We start from the raw sequence: 15,362 nt of genomic DNA, 5'->3' as shown, positions 1-15,362 counted from the left end.
AGGCGGAGCCGGCGGTTCAGGCTGTGGCGTGCATCCCGTGACGACGATCAGGCATGCTGCGATCGCGACCGTTTTTCGCGCCTTCGAGAATGTCCCCACCAGCTCAGGGTAAGCGACGTCCCCGCTCTTCCCTTGGTCGTGCGGTTGGGGCGACCGGATGGAGTGCTCGCGATTTCCTCCGCAGAGGTCAGCTAGGGGCTACAGCAGCTTGCTAGTGTCCGGGCCTATGGATGAGCCCCGAAAGCGCGGACGCCCTTTCGTCATCGCGGGAACGACGATCGCGGCTGCAGCCGCCCTCTGTGCTCTCGTGCACTACGCCGGTCTGGCCGTATTCAGGACCGAGGGGGACGTGCCGGCGGCTTCGGCCGTCGACCTTCCAGACGGGAGCGAGCTCGTCAGTGAGACTGTCGAGTGCGCCTCCGGTGGGTGCTGGCGGCTGCTCTCGGTGCGCCCGCCCGACGCGATGACTCCCGAGCAGCTGTCGAGCGAGCTCGGAACGACGCCGCAAGCGCGCATCGCAGGAACACTCTGGGACCCGCGCACCATCACGGTGAGTTCCGCTATCGACGGACCCCTCCTCGAGGTCCGGGCCGATTACTGGTCACAGGAGTACGCGCCCTAGGCGCGCGAGTGACGCGTTCTCGAGTCGACAGCATTGGCGCCCCCCGACTGTTTCGCTGGGGGATCGCTTACCAGATGTCCTGCTCCTCACGCTGCGTCAGGGGCGACGGTGGCGGAGATCCGCCGCGTCCGTTCGATGATCAGGATGTCGGTGACTCGGATGCCGAGTGCGGTGAAGAAGCCAGCCACCGCATTCCAGTAGAGAGTCCAGAGGATGAGGCCGCCAACTTCGTTCTGGTCGTCCCGGGGTGGAGCCCAGTCGGCGTTCGCGGCGTGGACCTGCCAGATCACAGCGAGGGCGATGCACAGCAGGCACGCTCCGAGGCCGAAGGCGAAAAGGATCTTGCTCCCGGAGTTCGTGCAGCCGAATCTCCACAGCACGTTCCTGAGGACGATGAGCCACACGGGGATCGCTCCGAGCGAGAACGTCCATTGCTCCCACGTCACGAGAATGCCCCCGGCTCGCAGCGAGCCGGATCGTCGGCAGGTGCCGTCGTCACTCTTCGGAGAGCGGGGGAGTGGTCGCGATCATTTCAGGAGAAGGTGTCTCGTAACCGCCGATGATGAGCGTGCTGGTGTCGGTCCAGCTCGGCTCGGAGTAGGCAACCGGCTCGGGGTTTCCCGCGGCAGGCTTCTCGCTGGTGATCCCGGTAGCCACCGCACCCACAGCAAGGAAGCCGGCGACGATCCCTGCGACCGTCACGGTAAACACGGTGTTGCGAAGCGTCTGCATCGTGCTGCCCCTCGAGTAGGTCGAATGGTGGGGAGCGTACCAGCGCAGGTGCTCGCGACGCCATGCTACTGGTCCCGTATGGGGATCGTTCACCGGTCCATGGCTCCCTCTAGGTTGTTGCCGCGATGCCGTCTAGTGTCGCGTCATGAGCGAGCGGGCGAAGCGCACGGTTCGATGGGGTTGGGTCAACGTGGCGTTGTTCGCCGTCGCGGCGATGTTCCTGCTGCTAATCACCGTCCAGACGGGTACCTGCACCGATTACGTCGACGGGACTGGAGTGTGCACAATCACTCCGCCGCCGGACCGCCAATGGCTGGTGCTGGTGATCGGTGGCGGGGTTCTCGCTTTCGCGCTCTTCAAGGCGTTTCGTCGGCGCTGACACGCGGCTGGCTCATCTGATCGGGCTGCTCGAGTGTCCAGACAGCGGTCGCCGATCCCGTCCCGTAAGAGGATCGTTCAGCGGGCGGCTGAGGGGGCGGGAACTGTTTTTGGCCGCGCCGTGCAACGCTGCCGAGAGCAGGGCGACACCGGCGGCCCCGCCGGTCTGTCGCGTGCGGCGTCAGCGAAGCCCACACTTCTCGACCGCACCACAACAGTAGAACCACCAGCGCACAGCCTGGCCGTCAGCCAAGATGGCCATCGTTGTGCAGCTAAGCCAGTGTCTGAAATGAAGCGCGCGATATGTGTGACAGGGTTACTCGAAAGCGGCCGGATCGACTGGCGGTCGCCGTCTGACGCTCCAGGCGTATTGCTCGGGTTCAACTCGCTGGCCAGCACTGTAGAGCGCACCGTATGGCCCACCAATTTTCAACGCTGTGACGTGTCCCAGTTTTTTGCGTGCATCCTCTAAAACATCCTCAGAGACACCTGCGGAGAATGGGTATGAGAGGGTGTCCTCCCGAGGCGGCCAGATAAGTAGTAGCGCTTCCTCCTTCGCCCAATTCGCGACGAAGGATTTGAAGGACTTTGGGTCACTATCAATTGTCGTAATCATAAAAAATGAAGTCACGCGTGTAATCGTGTGCAGATAGGTACCATCTGGACGCGCCGCGTCAATAAGGTTGATCCCTCTGGGTCGAGGCTTGGTTGGGTCGCGTCGCGCTATCTGTACTGAGCAGTTGGGTGGGATGTGCCCACCGTTATGAATCATTCTTTGCGCCAGTTGTCTTATACGGTGATACTTCCTCTCCTTCGGAGATCCCTCTTGTTCAACAACCCATAGTCGTTGCAACAAATCAGTCTTTACTCGCCAGCGTGCGACAAGTCTTTGATCGGCAGGCGAAAGTTCAGAGCGAGTGCGTTGAATCATGCCCTTCAGGATGGGTGCCGCGGTGTCCTCGAAGAGGCGCGCGGACCTGCTATTGCAGGGAGCGCACAGCCCAAGGTAGGTGCGTGGTGGCTGGTCACCGGGGAGGGCTGACGCCTGCGCCATTGCGGCGCGGTACCAGACCGGTACTACGTCCTCTTTCGTCAGTTCGCCGTACGCGAGGCAGATCGCGCACGAGCCCACCTTGGGGATCTTCATCGAATTTTGATTTCATTCATGAGGATCATCCTTTAACGGATCGGGGTCGATGGTGCGTTCACGGGACACAGCTTTAGAACGGCGCGCAAACCGGTCGCCCTGCTGCCTGGGGTTGGATCGCCGGAGATGGGTCCGGTGGAGATGGCCTGAGATCGGCAAATTGGACGGTGAGGGCGGCCGAAGCTTCACCTGGCGCGGTCGTTGGCAAACGTGTACCAAACCGCGTACGGTTTGCTGCTTGTTGTGTTGTCCGCCGAACGGTCCTATGTGACTCCCTTAGTCCAGATCCTCGCAGTGCGCCATCGGTGTCGCGCTTCCCGGGTCGGGCCGTATTTCAGCCTAGGGGGCTACAACCGAGCTGACGGGAGGTGGTGGTGCGGGTTGGGACCCGGAAGTGGGTGCGCGTAGAGCGAGGATCGTAGCGGCCAGAGCAGATGCTATTTGTGCTACGCGTACTGCCGATGTGGCTGCGTCGGTGATGTCGGGGTCAATTTCACCCGTAGCGATGAGGTAGGCAAAAAGGTAAGCGATTGCTGAAATTGCGAGCGAGACCAGGGCGGAGAACCAAGCTCCGTCAGGCTCCCGCGAAAGACCGACGATAAGCACGGGAACAGCCCCTATGTATAGGGCGATCGAATCGGGTGCTATCGAGTTATGCGTACTCCATGCCGTGATCGACGTCACGGCGAGTGCGGTAATCACGCAGGTCGAAATGAAGAAAAAAACTTTTCGCCGTGCCGACGCGTTTTTCCAGACCCATTGCGTTGGGGATGACGGCCGTGGGTTCGGGGTTCCGGTCGGAGGGATGCTGGTGCTCACCTCGCGAGTATGTCGCAAACTGAATTGAAGATCCGTCCCCCTTTTGGGCTCTTGTCGCGAGCGTCGTAGGACGACCATGACACCTTCCGCCCACATTCCCCGTTCTCGCTCGACTCGATGCGCCCTTGACCAGATCGCCCCAGTAAGCCATCCGCGTGCCGATCGGGCGTCATCGGAGCCGGACACTCCTGCGACGACGCTCGGGGTGAGGAGTCGGTCGCGCTGAGCTGAAGGGTTGCGGTGTGCGCGCCGTCTTCGTCGTACCAGACGAACATTTTCGCTCTTGATGAGCTCGGTGAGGCCGAGAGGTGCGATTCGTTGGTTCTGGACGTAGGCGGCTTGCGAATGGGCATAGATCAACGACAGGTGAAACACCCACTCCTCGAGCGGAAGCTCCCCAAGATGGTGGAAGCCGGTCCGGTCGAGGGCGCCCGTCAGGTTCGAGTATGCGGCGGCTAGCGAGAGAGCGGTGGAGTCGAGCGCTGAGGACCTGGAACGGAGGAGGAGACCCGTCGACCGCGGCCACATGAAGTTCGGTCGGAGGCGTCATTTGCGCCCAGACAGCGAGAGTTCGTGAAGGAGACTCACGCGGTCGGGCGCGTAGAACCCTCGCAAAGGCGAAGTCGGCCGTCCCGTATGGGGATCGTTCACCGGTACACGCAGACGCGACACCGAGCGCCGCGAAAACCCGCGGCGCTGAGTGTCCCGTTAGACCCGTCCGATGATTTGTTCGGTAGGGGGGCGTCAAACGGGATACTGGTCAGATGGCTGAGCTGATCGGATACGCCCGGGTCTCGACGGACAAGCAGGACGCGCAGGCGCAGCGTGACGCGCTGCGCGCTGTGGGGGTGCCGGCGGATCGGATCTACGTCGACGCCGGCCTCACAGGGTCCAACCGTGAGCGGCCCGCGCTGCGCGAGGCCCTGGCCGCGTGCGACACCGGCTCGACCCTGTTCGTGACGAAGCTCGACCGGCTCGCGCGGTCGATTACGGATGCGCGCGACATCGTGGACGAGCTGACCCGCAGGGGAGTGCGGTTGAACATCGGCGGGTCGCTGCACGACCCGACTGACCCGATGGGCCGGCTGCTGTTCAACGTGCTTGCGATGATCGCGGAGTTCGAGGGCGACCTGATCCGGTCGCGCACGCGCGAGGGGATGCAGATCGCGAAGGCGAAGGGGCGCCTGCGCGGCCGCCAGCCGAAGCTCTCCCCGAAGATCGAGGCACACCTTGTGGCGGAGTACCGCTCGGGCAACTACACCGTGGCCGAGCTCTCGGAGCAGTTCGGGGTGACGCGCTCAACGGTCTACCGCGCGGTCGAGCGCTCGAACATGACAGAGTTGCGCGCCGTCGACGTCACCCTTCCGCTCCCCGAGGGAGAGCGGAAAGACTGAGTGCCCAAATGGTCACTTGATGCGGCGTGTCGGATCGCGTTAATCACAGCCACAGCCCTACGTTAAACGCATGGCTTCGACGCGGCGTCCCCGAGGAACGATGGTGGATCCCACCAACGTCGCCTGGACCGTCGAGCGCCAGGCTCGCGACGACTTCAATGTCATGGCGCTGCGCGCGAACGTGTCGGCTGCGGTGTTCTTCGAGCGCCTGGTCGAGCACGTTCAGAGCGAGCTGACCGACGAAGGAATTCCGTCCTGGTGGCCTGCACAGCCGACTCTCCTCGAGGAGGAGCTGCCCATCGACACCCGTTAACGCATTAGGCCCGCCGCTCTCGCGACGGGCCTAGAAGCCTTGGCTTCCCACCTCGCACAGTTTGGCGACTCAGAGGTGTGAAGCAGTCCCACCCAAGAACCGGTATCCAGCCGGGCCTTCGGTGTACCCACCCGGAACGTACCCGGAAGGAATGCCCACATCGTAACAGCGGAGTCCGTCTCCGTGCACACCCGACCCACCCTTTTTTCAGGGGAGGAGTCGGTCGATTGTGCACCTGAGACGCCACAGGCAGCCGCGTCGCGGCCGAACAGTTCTCGAGCGAGCTCATGGAGCCCCGAGCCGGCGCCAGGCGCGTACGGTCCGCTTCCGGCGTGGACGTCCGGAGCGCACTGGTTCGACGCGCTGATGGACGCGCTGGGGACGTCGCCGGGGGAGGAGCTGCGCCGCGCTGCACGTGTCGCTCCGGACACGCTGCTGCGCGTCGCTCGCGCCGACTGGCTGGCGGCCGACGTCGACACCGGGCGCGGTGTGACGACGGCACACGAGACGGTCGCGGCCGCGCTGGGCATGTGCGGCAAGACGGTGCAGCGGGCCCGTGCGCTGATGGAGTCGCTGGGCTTCGCCGCGACGGTTCTCGACGGCCGCTACCTGACCCGCGCTGAGCGGAACGCGGCGCACGCGGCGCACGGCGGCCGACAGCTCCGCATGGCCTCCACGAGGGCGCTGATCATGCCGCGTCCCACGCCGGCGACCTTGCCTGCACCGACGTCACGGACGGGCGAATCTTTCGGTTCTGTGGAGAATGTCCAGCTACCCCGTAGGCGCCCACTTACATCTACAGCCCCAGTTAAAAGACACTCACCAACGCGCGGTGAACCGCGCTCAGGAGCCGCTTCGCGGCAGCCGAGGCGACGGAGTGATGCAAAACGCAGCTCGACCGGTCGGCCGGCGGTTCCCAGATCGATCGAGTTGCAGCGCTTCGCTGCTGCGCTGGCTCATCGCATCCCGTGGCTCGCCCGTGGAGTGCACATCGGGCACGTCGTCGGGATGCTCGACCGCACAGGTATCGACGTCTCCGAGTGGAGCGTCGAAGGGCTGATGTTCGCCATGAACGCCTGGCTGTCTCGCGACGGTCGCCGTGTCCCGGAGACGTTCACGAGCCGCAACGCGCTCGGGTTCTACGGGTGGGTCATCCGCCGGGTCATCACCGAGCACTCGCAGCTCGACACCGCGCGCCGGGTCGCTGCTGCGCAGCGCGACGCCGAGCGCCGGGTCGCTGCTGCGCAGCGCGACGCCGAGCGCCGGGTCGCTGCTGCGCAGCGCGACGCCGACCGTGCTCGGGCCGCTGCGGAGCGAGCGGCCGAGGCCGCCCGACTTGCGAGCATCGACCAAGACGAGGTGGACCGGATCATCGCGAAGATGAAGGCCGATCAGCGCGAGTTCGAGCGTGCAGCTCGGGACCGCGAGATGGCCCGCAAGCGCGCCGCCGCCGAGGTCCGCGAGGAGCTGGCCGCGCGCGCTGCGGAGTTGCGCTCTCGGGGCTGAGCACGCACCGAGGCCATCCATCCGATAAGCGGCGCGATGCCGGAGACGGGCGGCCGTCAGGAGTGCCCCGCAGGGGCATCCCGAAGGGACGCGCAGCGCTCTTGACGGTCGATCGGCGCAGGCAAGAGTGAAGCGTCGGATGGACGGCCGGACCGCAGCCGGCGCGCTTGTCGTGGGAACGGAGAAGCCCCCGCGAGCATGAATGCTCTAGCGGGGGCCTCCACAGCGACGAGGGGGGTTGTCGTGCACGATCAAATTACTCGTTCGGCCACGTCGCCAGAGCGTCGTAGTGAACGATCGTCGGCACTCCGTCGACGGTCTGGATCGTCGTGCCGGGCTCTCCGAGTCCGGCCCCGTGTGCGATCGCCGCGAGGACCAATCGAGTGTGCGCCAGGTCGAGGCCGGCGACGTCCTCGCGGAGGTCGAGCCGGTTTGTGGAGCAAGCTGTCGACTTACCGCCGGTAACTCGCTTGCCGACCTGGCGCTGCGCGCCGGCCGGGGGCATACTGGTCGTATGGTCCCCGCCGATTTGGCGGGTTCGCTGCGCTGGGCCGAAGGACAGGAAGGACACGCCGATGAGCGAAGATCGCGGTCGTGCGTTGTTCAGCCGTAAGCGGCGAGCGAACGTCGAGGGAGACGAGAAGCGGGACAAGCCGTATCGCGTCTACGTCACCGACGAGGAGCGGGTGCAGCTTGAGGCTCGGGCGGTCGTCCAGAGCGTCACGGTTCCCCGGCTGCTCTTCGAGTCCGCGATGAACGCCCAGGTGCGGACCGACACGGAGTGGAAGCAGGCTGTCGCCGAGCTGTTCTCCGTGAACTCTCGCCTCGAGAACCTGACGAACAACGTCAACCAGCTCGCCAAGTTCGCGAACACCGAGGGCCGATTCCCTGACGAGGCTGCGGCGATCTACCGCGAGTTCCAGAAGCTCGCTCCCGAGATTCGCGACGCCGTTCGTCGGGTGGCCGGCCTGTGATTCCGAACGTCACCTACGGCGGCCGCATGGACGGCCTGATGACCTACCTTGCGGGCGAGGGGCGCTCGAACGAGCACACCGAACAGCACCTCATCGCCGGCAACGGCGCGATCATGGCGATGCACGGAGAGAGCGTCCTCGACCACGCCGCCGCGCTCGCTGTCGCGCGCGATCTGAACCTCCCCAAGGAGGCATTCGGCGTCACCGTGCAGCGCGCGGAGAAGGTCACCGACCCGACCACCGGTGAGCTGATGATCGACTCCCGTACCGGGAAGCCGGTCACCGAGAAGGTCGACGCCGACGTGTGGCACTGCTCCCTCTCGCTGAAAGCCGAGGAGGGGCAGTTGAGCGACGAGAAGTGGGGCCAGATCGCCACCGAGTTCGTGCGCCGAATGGGGTTCGCTGGCGAGGACATCGGCAAGGCCGACTGTCGGTGGGTCGCCGTGCGGCATGGTCTCTCGAAGAACGGCAACGATCACATCCACATCGCCGTCTCCCGAGTGCGCGAGGACGGCACGAAGGCGTACATCCCCTACGACAAGCGCCTCGCCCAGAAGGTCAGCCGTGAGCTGGAACGCGACTTCGACCTACAGCCTTTGCACGCTCCGGAGCGCGAGCTTGGTGAGCGCGGAGTCGTCCCCGGCGAGCGTGAAGCTGCACGCCGACGAGGCGCCGTCGAGGTCGACGCACACCGACTCGAACGCGCCGTCCGCTCAGCCGCGACCAGTTCCGCGGACGAGGGTGAGTTCGTGCGTCGAATGCGCCAGGCCGGGGTGCTCATCCGCCCCCGCTACGCCGCCGGTCGAGACGACGTTGTCGCCGGCTACTCCGTCGCGCTGCGCCCCGACAAGGGAGCGCCGGTCGTCTGGCACGGCGGTGGGCGCCTCGCTCGCGACCTGACCCTTCCGGAGTTGCGGAAGGGCTGGCCGGACGAGCCACAGACTGCCCAGGCAGCCGTGGACGAGTGGCGCGCCACCGCGAAAAACCCGTGGCGGTACGAGCCGGTGAAGCCTGGCCGCGAGGAGGCCGAGCTGTCGAGTGACTTGTACTCAACCTACGCCGAGGACATGACCCGGCTCCACGACTACCTGAGCACCGTCGACCCGTCCGATCGGGCGACGTGGGCTCACGCTGCACGAGAAGCATCCGGGGCGTACGCAGCGTGGTCGCGGCGCCTCGAGCCGACTCCCGGACCGCTGGCCGAAGCGTCGCGCCAGCTCGCCCGATCCGCGCACCTGCGCGCGCACGAGTCGACGCCGCGGCCGACCGCGATGCCGTCGATGGCCGGCACGACGATGCTGATCCTCGCGACAGCCGGGAAGCGCAACAAGGCCGCCGAGGAGGCGATGTTGCTGCGCCAGATCGTGCGCACCACGCGGGCGATTATGGACGCCCACAAGGCCGCTGGCGACGCGCGACGCACCCAGGAGCTCGCGGGGACGATCCGGAACCAGTTGAAGGCGGTTCACGAGGGCTACAACGCGCAGATCCAGAAAAACGCCTGGGATGCTCTGCCCGAGGACACCCGTCGCGCACGCGAGACAGTGCAGGCGAGTTTCGCGACCGGGAGCCCGGTGCCGACGAAGCTCACCAAGGCTGCGCCGGACGCCACATCTATCGCTGCCCCGCAGCGCGGCGCTGAGCCGCGCGAGCGCGACGGACGCGACCGCTAGACCTACACGAGTGAAGGGGAGGCATCACTATGGCTGACGACGACGGAGGCGTGGAGGAGTCCATCAACTCGTCCGCACGGATCGCGCTCACAATCGCGGTCCAGCTGGGCGAGAAGCTGGCTCGCGCGTACCAGGAGGCGATGCGTGAGGCTCAGCAGCGCAGCGCGATCGAGGCGCGCGAGCTCGCAGCCCGCTACGAGGCTGAGCGGGCGTCTGCACGGCAGGCCGTGACAGTCGTCAACGATCCCCAGTGGTGGGATCAGGCGACCGTGCATGACGTCGCCCGCGTCGCTGAGACGGCCGCGGCGTGGAAGGACGCGGACCCGCAGATCGCGTCCGCCAGCGCCCTGATCGCGTCCGAGGCGAAGGAGCGCTACGGCGTCGACGTCGCCACGCTGCAGGGCATCGCCCGCGACACCCCGACCGAGCTGGACCTCGCGAAGCAGTGGGCCACTACCGCCGCACCCGAGGGGTACCACCGGCACGACGAGGACCGTCTCACCATGCCTGTCGGAGACGCCCGAGAGCCCAATCTTTCGGCCGAGCGTGCTCTCATCGAGGACTACCGCGCAGCGGTCGCAGGCGACATTCCCGCGATGCACGTAAGCCTTGCGGAGGAGTGGAAGCGCGCCAACGATCCGGTCGGCTACCAGGACTACCGCGTCGAGACGGCCGTCGCCTTCGATGACGACGGACGGGTGCAGCCCGCAGACCCGGCCGTTGCCGAAGCCGCCCGCGCCGCTCTCGTGCAGGAGTGGCGCACGGACCAGACCGGCGGCTCTGCCGTCGACGCAGCGGATGCCGAGCGGGCACAGTCGCAGCGCGACGTCACCGAAGCTCAGGTGATGGTCACGGAGGCCGACCGCCTCGACCGCGCCAACGACGCATCCCAGAACACGTCCGTCGAGATCCCCGTCGACGGCGAGCGTCGCGCCGATGAGCTCGAGCAGCAAGCTGCTCAGTACGACCGAGACGCGGAGGCCGGCGGGACACCCACGCAGAGCCCTGAGGAGCTGCGTAGCCTCGCTGAGGACGCTCGTGCCCAGGTCGCGCTCTACCGAGACGACAGCGGCCAGCAGAGTGCCCCCGACGCTCCCGCACCCGCTCAGGAGGGGCGTGCGGCCGCGGCACGCTCCGAAGGAGAGCTTGCGTACGACAGTGCCGAGCGGCGAGCACACACCGCAGCATCGATGCAGGCTCAGAACGTTCCCGAGGAGCAGGTCAACGCGCGGATGACCGTCGACGCCTCCTTCGCCACTCCTGCGCGCGGCGCGGAGGCCACGAAGCGCACTCGCGTCCCCTCGACGCGAGGCGCGCGTGGCCAGGGTGCTCAGATCGAGCGGTCCGAACCAGGTCGCTGACGCTGGAACAGAGAAGGGCCCGCGACACCGGTTGGTGTCGCGGGCCCTTCTCTGTCCGTCGTCCTCAGCCCTGTGCGTCCTCGGGAAACATCCCGGTCGGAGGGGCTGTGTAGGGAAGCATGTCGCCCGGCCGGTTCTCGTCTGTCGACGTCGCGAACGGGCCGCTGGGCGAGAGCAGGACTCGCATGTGCGGGTCGAGGTGATTGATCCAGTAGGCGCTCAGGGAGCCGGCGCTGGTGCGGATCTCTTCCCACATCCGCCAGAGGGCTTCGATGCGGGTCAGCGCCTCGACGCTGCTCCACCACTCAGCCGCCCACCGATCGCCGGCGGCCTGGCCCTTGGCCGTCACCCGGCGTCGATAGGAGGGCCGGAGGAACTTCCTGACCCACTCGTCGGCAGATCCGAAGTACGTCGCAGGCACCTCCTCCTCGTCCACCTCCTCCTCGACGGGGTGCAGCGTGACGGGATCCGTGTCGACGTCGAACAGATCCTCGTCGCTCATCGCTCGCCCCGGAGAGTCGCGTTCTGCTCCGCGTCGACGTCCGCCGCAGGCTGATCCTCGAGCGGAGGCATCACCGTCACGACAGGCGAGACGGGTGCAGCGTTCGCCGGTCCGCTGCTGGCGTCGTGGGCGGCGATGGAGGCGTTGATCGCGGCGACCTGCTCCTTCGGCCCGTTGTACCAGGGCACCGTGTCGACCAGCGCCGCGCGGGCTCCGGAGGAGAGCATGATCGCCCGTCCGCGGCCCATGCTGGTGAGGTCCGCGACTTCGAGGATCTTCTCTCGCCGCAGCGCCGAGGTGGTGGAGCGCACACCTTTGTTGTAGCTGGCGGAGGTGGTCTCCTTGTCGTAGGTGCCGATCAGCTCGGAGAGGGTGCGCAGGAACTCGTCTTCCGCGACTCCGCCGGCGTACAGCTTCACGTTCGCGGCGGACCAGAGCTTGAGCATGCCCTCCTTGCCGAACACGCCGACGCCCTGGGACCAGGACTGGAACACGGCCATGATCGGGATCCCGCGCGATCCGTAGTGGGAATACAGGTCGGGGAGGTCCTTCCACCGGCAGACGTTCGCGGCCTCATCGAGAACGGCGACGAGCGGCGTCGCGAGGCGCCCGCCGCGGGATCGCGCGGCGTGCTCCTCCGCGGCCTCGATCGTCGCGGCGGTCAGGGCGGTGACGAGCGGGCCGGCGGTGCCGGCGCCCTCCTTGGACAGCGAGTACAGCGTCTGGGTCGACGTGACGAACGTCTCCGGGACGAACTGCGGACGGGTGTCGTTCGGGCGGGCGTTCACCCAGTCGGCGGTCGCGGCGCTCTTCAAGCACACCGCCATGCCCTGCGCGGTCGAGTAGATCCCGTCGCGGGCCTTGTCGGCGGTGTTCATGATGCCGCGGACAGCTCGCGCGTTGGTCGGGTAGCCGTTGTCGTGCAGGAGCTCGAAGGGGGTTTCGTCCTCGACGGAGGTCAGCCAGAGCAGCACGTCGCTGATCGGCCGGTTGCCTGCCGCGGCCGCGAGCAGCAGGTCGGACAGCAGCTCTTGGCCCTTGCCGTCGAAGTAGGCGTCGGTCTTCGCGTTCATCGCCCGGGTGCCGGAGGCGAAGTGCGTCGCGAGCTTCGCGGCCTTGGTGTCGTCGGTGACGTAAGAGAGGGGGTTCCACCACCATGTCGCGTCCTCGAACGCGACGCGCTGGGGGTCGAAGACCCACACGTGACCCTTGGCGGCGCGGACGTCGCGGGTCGCGTCGAGCACGTCGCGCTTGTTCGACGTCGTGACCACGGCGCCGGGCGCAGCCATGATCGCGGGAATGACGAGGGAGGTCGACTTGCCCACGCGGGGGCCGGCGATCAGCAGCATCATGTCCTCGAACGAGGCGTAGAGCATCTGCTTCCCCAGGTGCAGCCGGCCCACCGGGACGCCGGGGTTCTCAGCGACGCCGAGGCGGGCGGACTTCTTCAACGCCTCCTTGCGCATCATCGGCGCCAGGTCGCGCGGGGTCGCCATGTAGCGGGCGGCGTGGTCGACGCTTGAGCGGTTCTTCCGTCCGAGCGAGCGCATCCACACGAGCCAGAGGCCCACGAGGACGATGACGGCGACGGCGGCCGCGGCGATCATCGTTGCGGACGTCGACCACACCACTTGGCCGCGGAACAGGCCCGAGATGATTTCAAACGGGTCCGAGGGCAGGCCCTCGTTCACGCCGTCGAGCTTGGAACCGACCGCGACGGCCACCCAGACGATGCCGATCGCAGCGATCGCCGCGAGGGCTGCGCCGAGCATCAGGGCGTCGTTATTGGCCTTGCCAGGCTCGCGGCGGCGGTTGTTGGCGGTGGCGCTCATGCGGACTCCTCCGTGTAGATCGGGCCGGCCCACCGCGGGGTGCAGTCGTTGGCGGGTGCTTGGTGCGAGGTCCCCCAGGAGAGGACCGCGAGGCCCCGCTCCGCGAAGGAGACGGGGAGGTCGGTCGTGTGGAAGCCGTGCTCCCCCGGGGCGGACCGCTGGCAGGTCCAGCGGTAGCCCTCGAAGGCGAGCGTCGACGGGCAGCTCACGCGATCACCCGGTCCCACTGGTCCCAGGCGACGAAGCTCGCCATGAGCCCGACGCCGGTCCAGCAGAGGGTGAGCAGGAACCGATCGCGGTCTGCCGTCCGCTGACGGGCTCGGATCGCGTTGATGATCGCGGCGCCGGCGGCGCCGGCCGCGACGCAGCTCGCGCCGAGTGCGACGAGGACGCTCACGGCAGGATCTCGACGTTCACGGGATCGGTGGGCAGTGGCTCCGCTGCGCGGCCGGCGCGGGAGGTCGCGTGCCAGAGCTTGTTGGTGTCGTTGACCTCCTTCTCTGCTGCGGTCAGCTCGACGCGCACCGGGATACCGGGACGTCCGCCGACCTTGATCAGGAAGCGGCCGCGGCCGGGAGGCTCGGACTCGTGCCCGGACACGGGGTCCCAGGCGGGCGGGTCCTGCCAGGAGGTGAGCATCCCCTGTTCCGCGATCGACATCGGCACCGCCGAGGTCAGCAGCGGCATCTCAGCACCGGGGAGGCCGCCGCAGATGACCATGCCGGAGCGTTCCACGAAGCCCTTCGCCTTCATCTGATCCTCCGAGGAGGCCAGTGCGAGGAGGTCGGACATGGTGTGGCTGATCATCGCCAGGCCGACGCCGCGCGCACGGTTCAGGCGGGTGAGCGCGTCGACGCGATCGACCATGCCCTTACCCGCGCGCAGCGCCCGCCACAGCTCGTCCAGGATCACGAAGTAGTGCCGCTGCGGTTCGAGCTCCGCGTCCGCGAGGGCGGCCGCGACGTTGACGGTCCCGAAGCCGGCGGACCAGCAGGCGAGGAGGATCGCGGCCTGGAGGTCGCCTTCGGAGTCGTCGATCGAGGACACGTCGTAGACGACGGGCCGGTCCCGGCGCATCGGCGTGGTCGTCTGCTTCGAGAACACCTCGCCCAGGCGTCCACCGGTGGTGAGGCCGATGAGGGAGGCTTCGAGGTTCTCGGTGACGTCCTTGTACTTCTCGATGTTGCCGCGGTCCAACGCGACCTGACGAACTTCGTCCGGCGCCTCCTGGATCACGCGCAGCAGGTCCGCGAGGACCGGCACGCCCTGGTGGTGCTCGTCCAGGTACTTCAGCGCCCGGTCGATGATCGTCTCTTCACGGTCGCTCGGCGGCTGGGAGCGGAGGATCGTCAGCAGAGCGGCGACCATCGTGTGCCGGCGGCCGTGGGCGTCCGCGAGGACCTGGTGCGCGAGGCGCTGCACCTTCGCGGCGTGCTTGCGCAGCCGACCGACCTCCGCGATCATCGCCGCGGTGTCATCGGAGACGCCGAGCGCGTCAACCTGGTGCGCGAGCTCGTCGGCCCGCTCGAGCGAGCGGTCGGCCTCGTCACGGAGGCGCTGCGCCGCCTCCGACGCCTCACCGGGGTCGAGGATGTTCAGGTACCCGCGGCCACGGCCCAGAGGGATGACTTGCCCGTCGAGGGCTTCGATCAGATCCACGTAGTCCGGCTTCAAGTCGCCCAGCACGAGCGGGATCGTGCCGTAGCCGGCGAGGCCGGCGGCCATGCGGCGGGTCAGCGACGACTTCCCCAGCCCGGGCTTGCCGAGCACGAACATCGACGGGTTGCTGATGAGGTTCGCGCGCTGGAACCAGCTGATCGGGTCGCAGCAGACGGAGGCGCCGGTGGAGAGGTTCTTCCCCAACGGCACCCCGATCATCGGCGTACCCGTCCCGACCGAGAACGGGTACAGCCCGCACACCTGCACGGTCGTCCCGCGGAACTCATCCGCGGCCATGACATTGACGGCCTCACCACCGCCGCGGCCGAGCCACCCGCGGATGCTCGGGCGCAGAGGACGGCGCAGCGCCGTCCCCTGGCTCTTCTTCTTCCCGCCGTGCGGGATCTCGATCTTCTTCCCCTCTCGGCGTCGGGTGCGCGGGGTGGTGCG

General features: G+C 67.2%; 16 protein-coding genes. 8 read left to right on the top strand and 8 right to left on the bottom strand.

Annotation, left to right across the window (positions count from 1 at the left end):
• The first annotated feature begins 226 nt into the window (after positions 1-226).
• Positions 227-622 (top strand): hypothetical protein, encoded by a 396-nt coding sequence (locus C5C53_RS15005; protein ID WP_146079336.1) that lies wholly within the window; start codon positions 227-229, stop codon positions 620-622.
• An 86-nt stretch (positions 623-708) separates the two neighbouring features.
• On the opposite strand, the gene C5C53_RS15000 is transcribed toward C5C53_RS15005, so the two are convergent.
• A complete protein-coding gene (locus tag C5C53_RS15000; RefSeq protein ID WP_104234416.1) occupies positions 709-1,068 on the bottom strand; it encodes a hypothetical protein in 360 nt (119 codons plus the stop codon).
• Positions 1,069-1,117: 49 nt separating this feature from the next.
• Complete coding sequence (locus C5C53_RS14995) at positions 1,118-1,354, bottom strand: hypothetical protein (protein ID WP_104234417.1); 237 nt, start codon at positions 1,352-1,354, stop codon at positions 1,118-1,120.
• A gap of 145 nt (positions 1,355-1,499) precedes the next feature.
• Here C5C53_RS14995 and C5C53_RS14990 point away from each other — a divergent pair, with 145 nt between their 5' ends.
• The 4 genes from C5C53_RS14990 (at position 1,500) to C5C53_RS16855 (ending at position 6,911) form a co-directional block, all read left to right on the top strand.
• Positions 1,500-1,733 carry a hypothetical protein gene (locus C5C53_RS14990; protein ID WP_133672028.1) on the top strand — a complete coding sequence of 78 codons (234 nt, stop codon included), beginning with the start codon at positions 1,500-1,502 and terminating at the stop codon, positions 1,731-1,733.
• 2,729 nt (positions 1,734-4,462) lie between these two features.
• Positions 4,463-5,092, top strand: coding sequence for a recombinase family protein (locus C5C53_RS14985; RefSeq protein WP_104234418.1), 630 nt, complete (start codon positions 4,463-4,465; stop codon positions 5,090-5,092).
• Positions 5,093-5,192: 100 nt separating this feature from the next.
• Positions 5,193-5,405 carry a hypothetical protein gene (locus tag C5C53_RS14980; RefSeq protein ID WP_258061513.1) on the top strand — a complete coding sequence of 71 codons (213 nt, stop codon included), beginning with the start codon at positions 5,193-5,195 and terminating at the stop codon, positions 5,403-5,405.
• Positions 5,406-5,771: 366 nt separating this feature from the next.
• The gene (locus C5C53_RS16855; protein ID WP_146084682.1) at positions 5,772-6,911 is read left to right on the top strand and encodes a hypothetical protein; all 1,140 of its coding nucleotides are present in this window, start codon (positions 5,772-5,774) and stop codon (positions 6,909-6,911) included.
• A 256-nt stretch (positions 6,912-7,167) separates the two neighbouring features.
• Here the strand turns inward: C5C53_RS16855 and C5C53_RS16850 are convergent, their stop codons facing one another.
• Entirely contained in the window at positions 7,168-7,482 is a 315-nt protein-coding gene (locus C5C53_RS16850) for a hypothetical protein (RefSeq protein WP_146084681.1), read from the bottom strand.
• Between the two features lie 4 nt (positions 7,483-7,486).
• On the opposite strand from C5C53_RS16850, the gene C5C53_RS14970 reads away from it, so the two are divergent.
• The 3 genes from C5C53_RS14970 to C5C53_RS14960 are packed head-to-tail and all read left to right on the top strand — an operon-like array spanning position 7,487 to position 10,919.
• Complete coding sequence (locus tag C5C53_RS14970; RefSeq protein WP_146079340.1) at positions 7,487-7,885, top strand: plasmid mobilization relaxosome protein MobC; 399 nt, start codon at positions 7,487-7,489, stop codon at positions 7,883-7,885.
• Entirely contained in the window at positions 7,882-9,558 is a 1,677-nt protein-coding gene (locus C5C53_RS14965; RefSeq protein WP_104234423.1) for a relaxase/mobilization nuclease domain-containing protein, read from the top strand. The genes C5C53_RS14970 and C5C53_RS14965 overlap by 4 nt, the downstream gene beginning before the upstream one ends.
• A 29-nt stretch (positions 9,559-9,587) precedes the next feature.
• Positions 9,588-10,919 (top strand): hypothetical protein, encoded by a 1,332-nt coding sequence (locus tag C5C53_RS14960; protein WP_104234424.1) that lies wholly within the window; start codon positions 9,588-9,590, stop codon positions 10,917-10,919.
• A 64-nt stretch (positions 10,920-10,983) separates the two neighbouring features.
• On the opposite strand, the gene C5C53_RS14955 is transcribed toward C5C53_RS14960, so the two are convergent.
• The 5 genes from C5C53_RS14955 to C5C53_RS14935 are packed head-to-tail and all read right to left on the bottom strand — an operon-like array spanning position 10,984 to position 15,209.
• Entirely contained in the window at positions 10,984-11,421 is a 438-nt protein-coding gene (locus C5C53_RS14955; RefSeq protein WP_104234425.1) for a DUF4913 domain-containing protein, read from the bottom strand.
• Positions 11,418-13,253, bottom strand: coding sequence for a type IV secretory system conjugative DNA transfer family protein (locus C5C53_RS14950; protein ID WP_104267895.1), 1,836 nt, complete (start codon positions 13,251-13,253; stop codon positions 11,418-11,420). Before C5C53_RS14950 ends, C5C53_RS14955 begins: the two co-directional genes overlap by 4 nt.
• A complete protein-coding gene (locus C5C53_RS14945; RefSeq protein WP_104234427.1) occupies positions 13,250-13,462 on the bottom strand; it encodes a hypothetical protein in 213 nt (70 codons plus the stop codon). The genes C5C53_RS14950 and C5C53_RS14945 overlap by 4 nt, the downstream gene beginning before the upstream one ends.
• The gene (locus C5C53_RS14940) at positions 13,459-13,650 is read right to left on the bottom strand and encodes a hypothetical protein (protein ID WP_104234428.1); all 192 of its coding nucleotides are present in this window, start codon (positions 13,648-13,650) and stop codon (positions 13,459-13,461) included. The genes C5C53_RS14945 and C5C53_RS14940 overlap by 4 nt, the downstream gene beginning before the upstream one ends.
• Positions 13,647-15,209, bottom strand: coding sequence for an ATP/GTP-binding protein (locus C5C53_RS14935; protein ID WP_219813987.1), 1,563 nt, complete (start codon positions 15,207-15,209; stop codon positions 13,647-13,649). Before C5C53_RS14935 ends, C5C53_RS14940 begins: the two co-directional genes overlap by 4 nt.
• Positions 15,210-15,362: the final 153 nt, after the last annotated feature.

The sequence above is a fragment of the Rathayibacter sp. AY1E3 genome, from assembly GCF_002932235.1.
GTDB lineage: Bacteria > Actinomycetota > Actinomycetes > Actinomycetales > Microbacteriaceae > Rathayibacter.
The sequence above is the reverse complement of the archived record's forward strand: the minus strand, read 5'-3'. Positions and strand labels throughout refer to the sequence as shown.

Bases quoted from the DNA above. Each gene is read 5' to 3' on its own strand.
- C5C53_RS15005 (WP_146079336.1), top strand. From the start codon at position 227: ATGGATGAGCCCCGAAAGCGCGGACGCCCTTTCGTCATCGCGGGAACG.
- C5C53_RS14995 (WP_104234417.1), bottom strand. From the start codon at position 1,354: ATGCAGACGCTTCGCAACACCGTGTTTACCGTGACGGTCGCAGGGATC.
- C5C53_RS14990 (WP_133672028.1), top strand. From the start codon at position 1,500: ATGAGCGAGCGGGCGAAGCGCACGGTTCGATGGGGTTGGGTCAACGTG.
- C5C53_RS14985 (WP_104234418.1), top strand. From the start codon at position 4,463: ATGGCTGAGCTGATCGGATACGCCCGGGTCTCGACGGACAAGCAGGAC.
- C5C53_RS14980 (WP_258061513.1), top strand. From the start codon at position 5,193: ATGGTGGATCCCACCAACGTCGCCTGGACCGTCGAGCGCCAGGCTCGC.
- C5C53_RS16855 (WP_146084682.1), top strand. From the start codon at position 5,772: ATGGACGCGCTGGGGACGTCGCCGGGGGAGGAGCTGCGCCGCGCTGCA.
- C5C53_RS14970 (WP_146079340.1), top strand. From the start codon at position 7,487: ATGAGCGAAGATCGCGGTCGTGCGTTGTTCAGCCGTAAGCGGCGAGCG.
- C5C53_RS14960 (WP_104234424.1), top strand. From the start codon at position 9,588: ATGGCTGACGACGACGGAGGCGTGGAGGAGTCCATCAACTCGTCCGCA.
- C5C53_RS14955 (WP_104234425.1), bottom strand. From the start codon at position 11,421: ATGAGCGACGAGGATCTGTTCGACGTCGACACGGATCCCGTCACGCTG.
- C5C53_RS14950 (WP_104267895.1), bottom strand. From the start codon at position 13,253: ATGAGCGCCACCGCCAACAACCGCCGCCGCGAGCCTGGCAAGGCCAAT.
- C5C53_RS14935 (WP_219813987.1), bottom strand. From the start codon at position 15,209: ATGGCCGCGGATGAGTTCCGCGGGACGACCGTGCAGGTGTGCGGGCTG.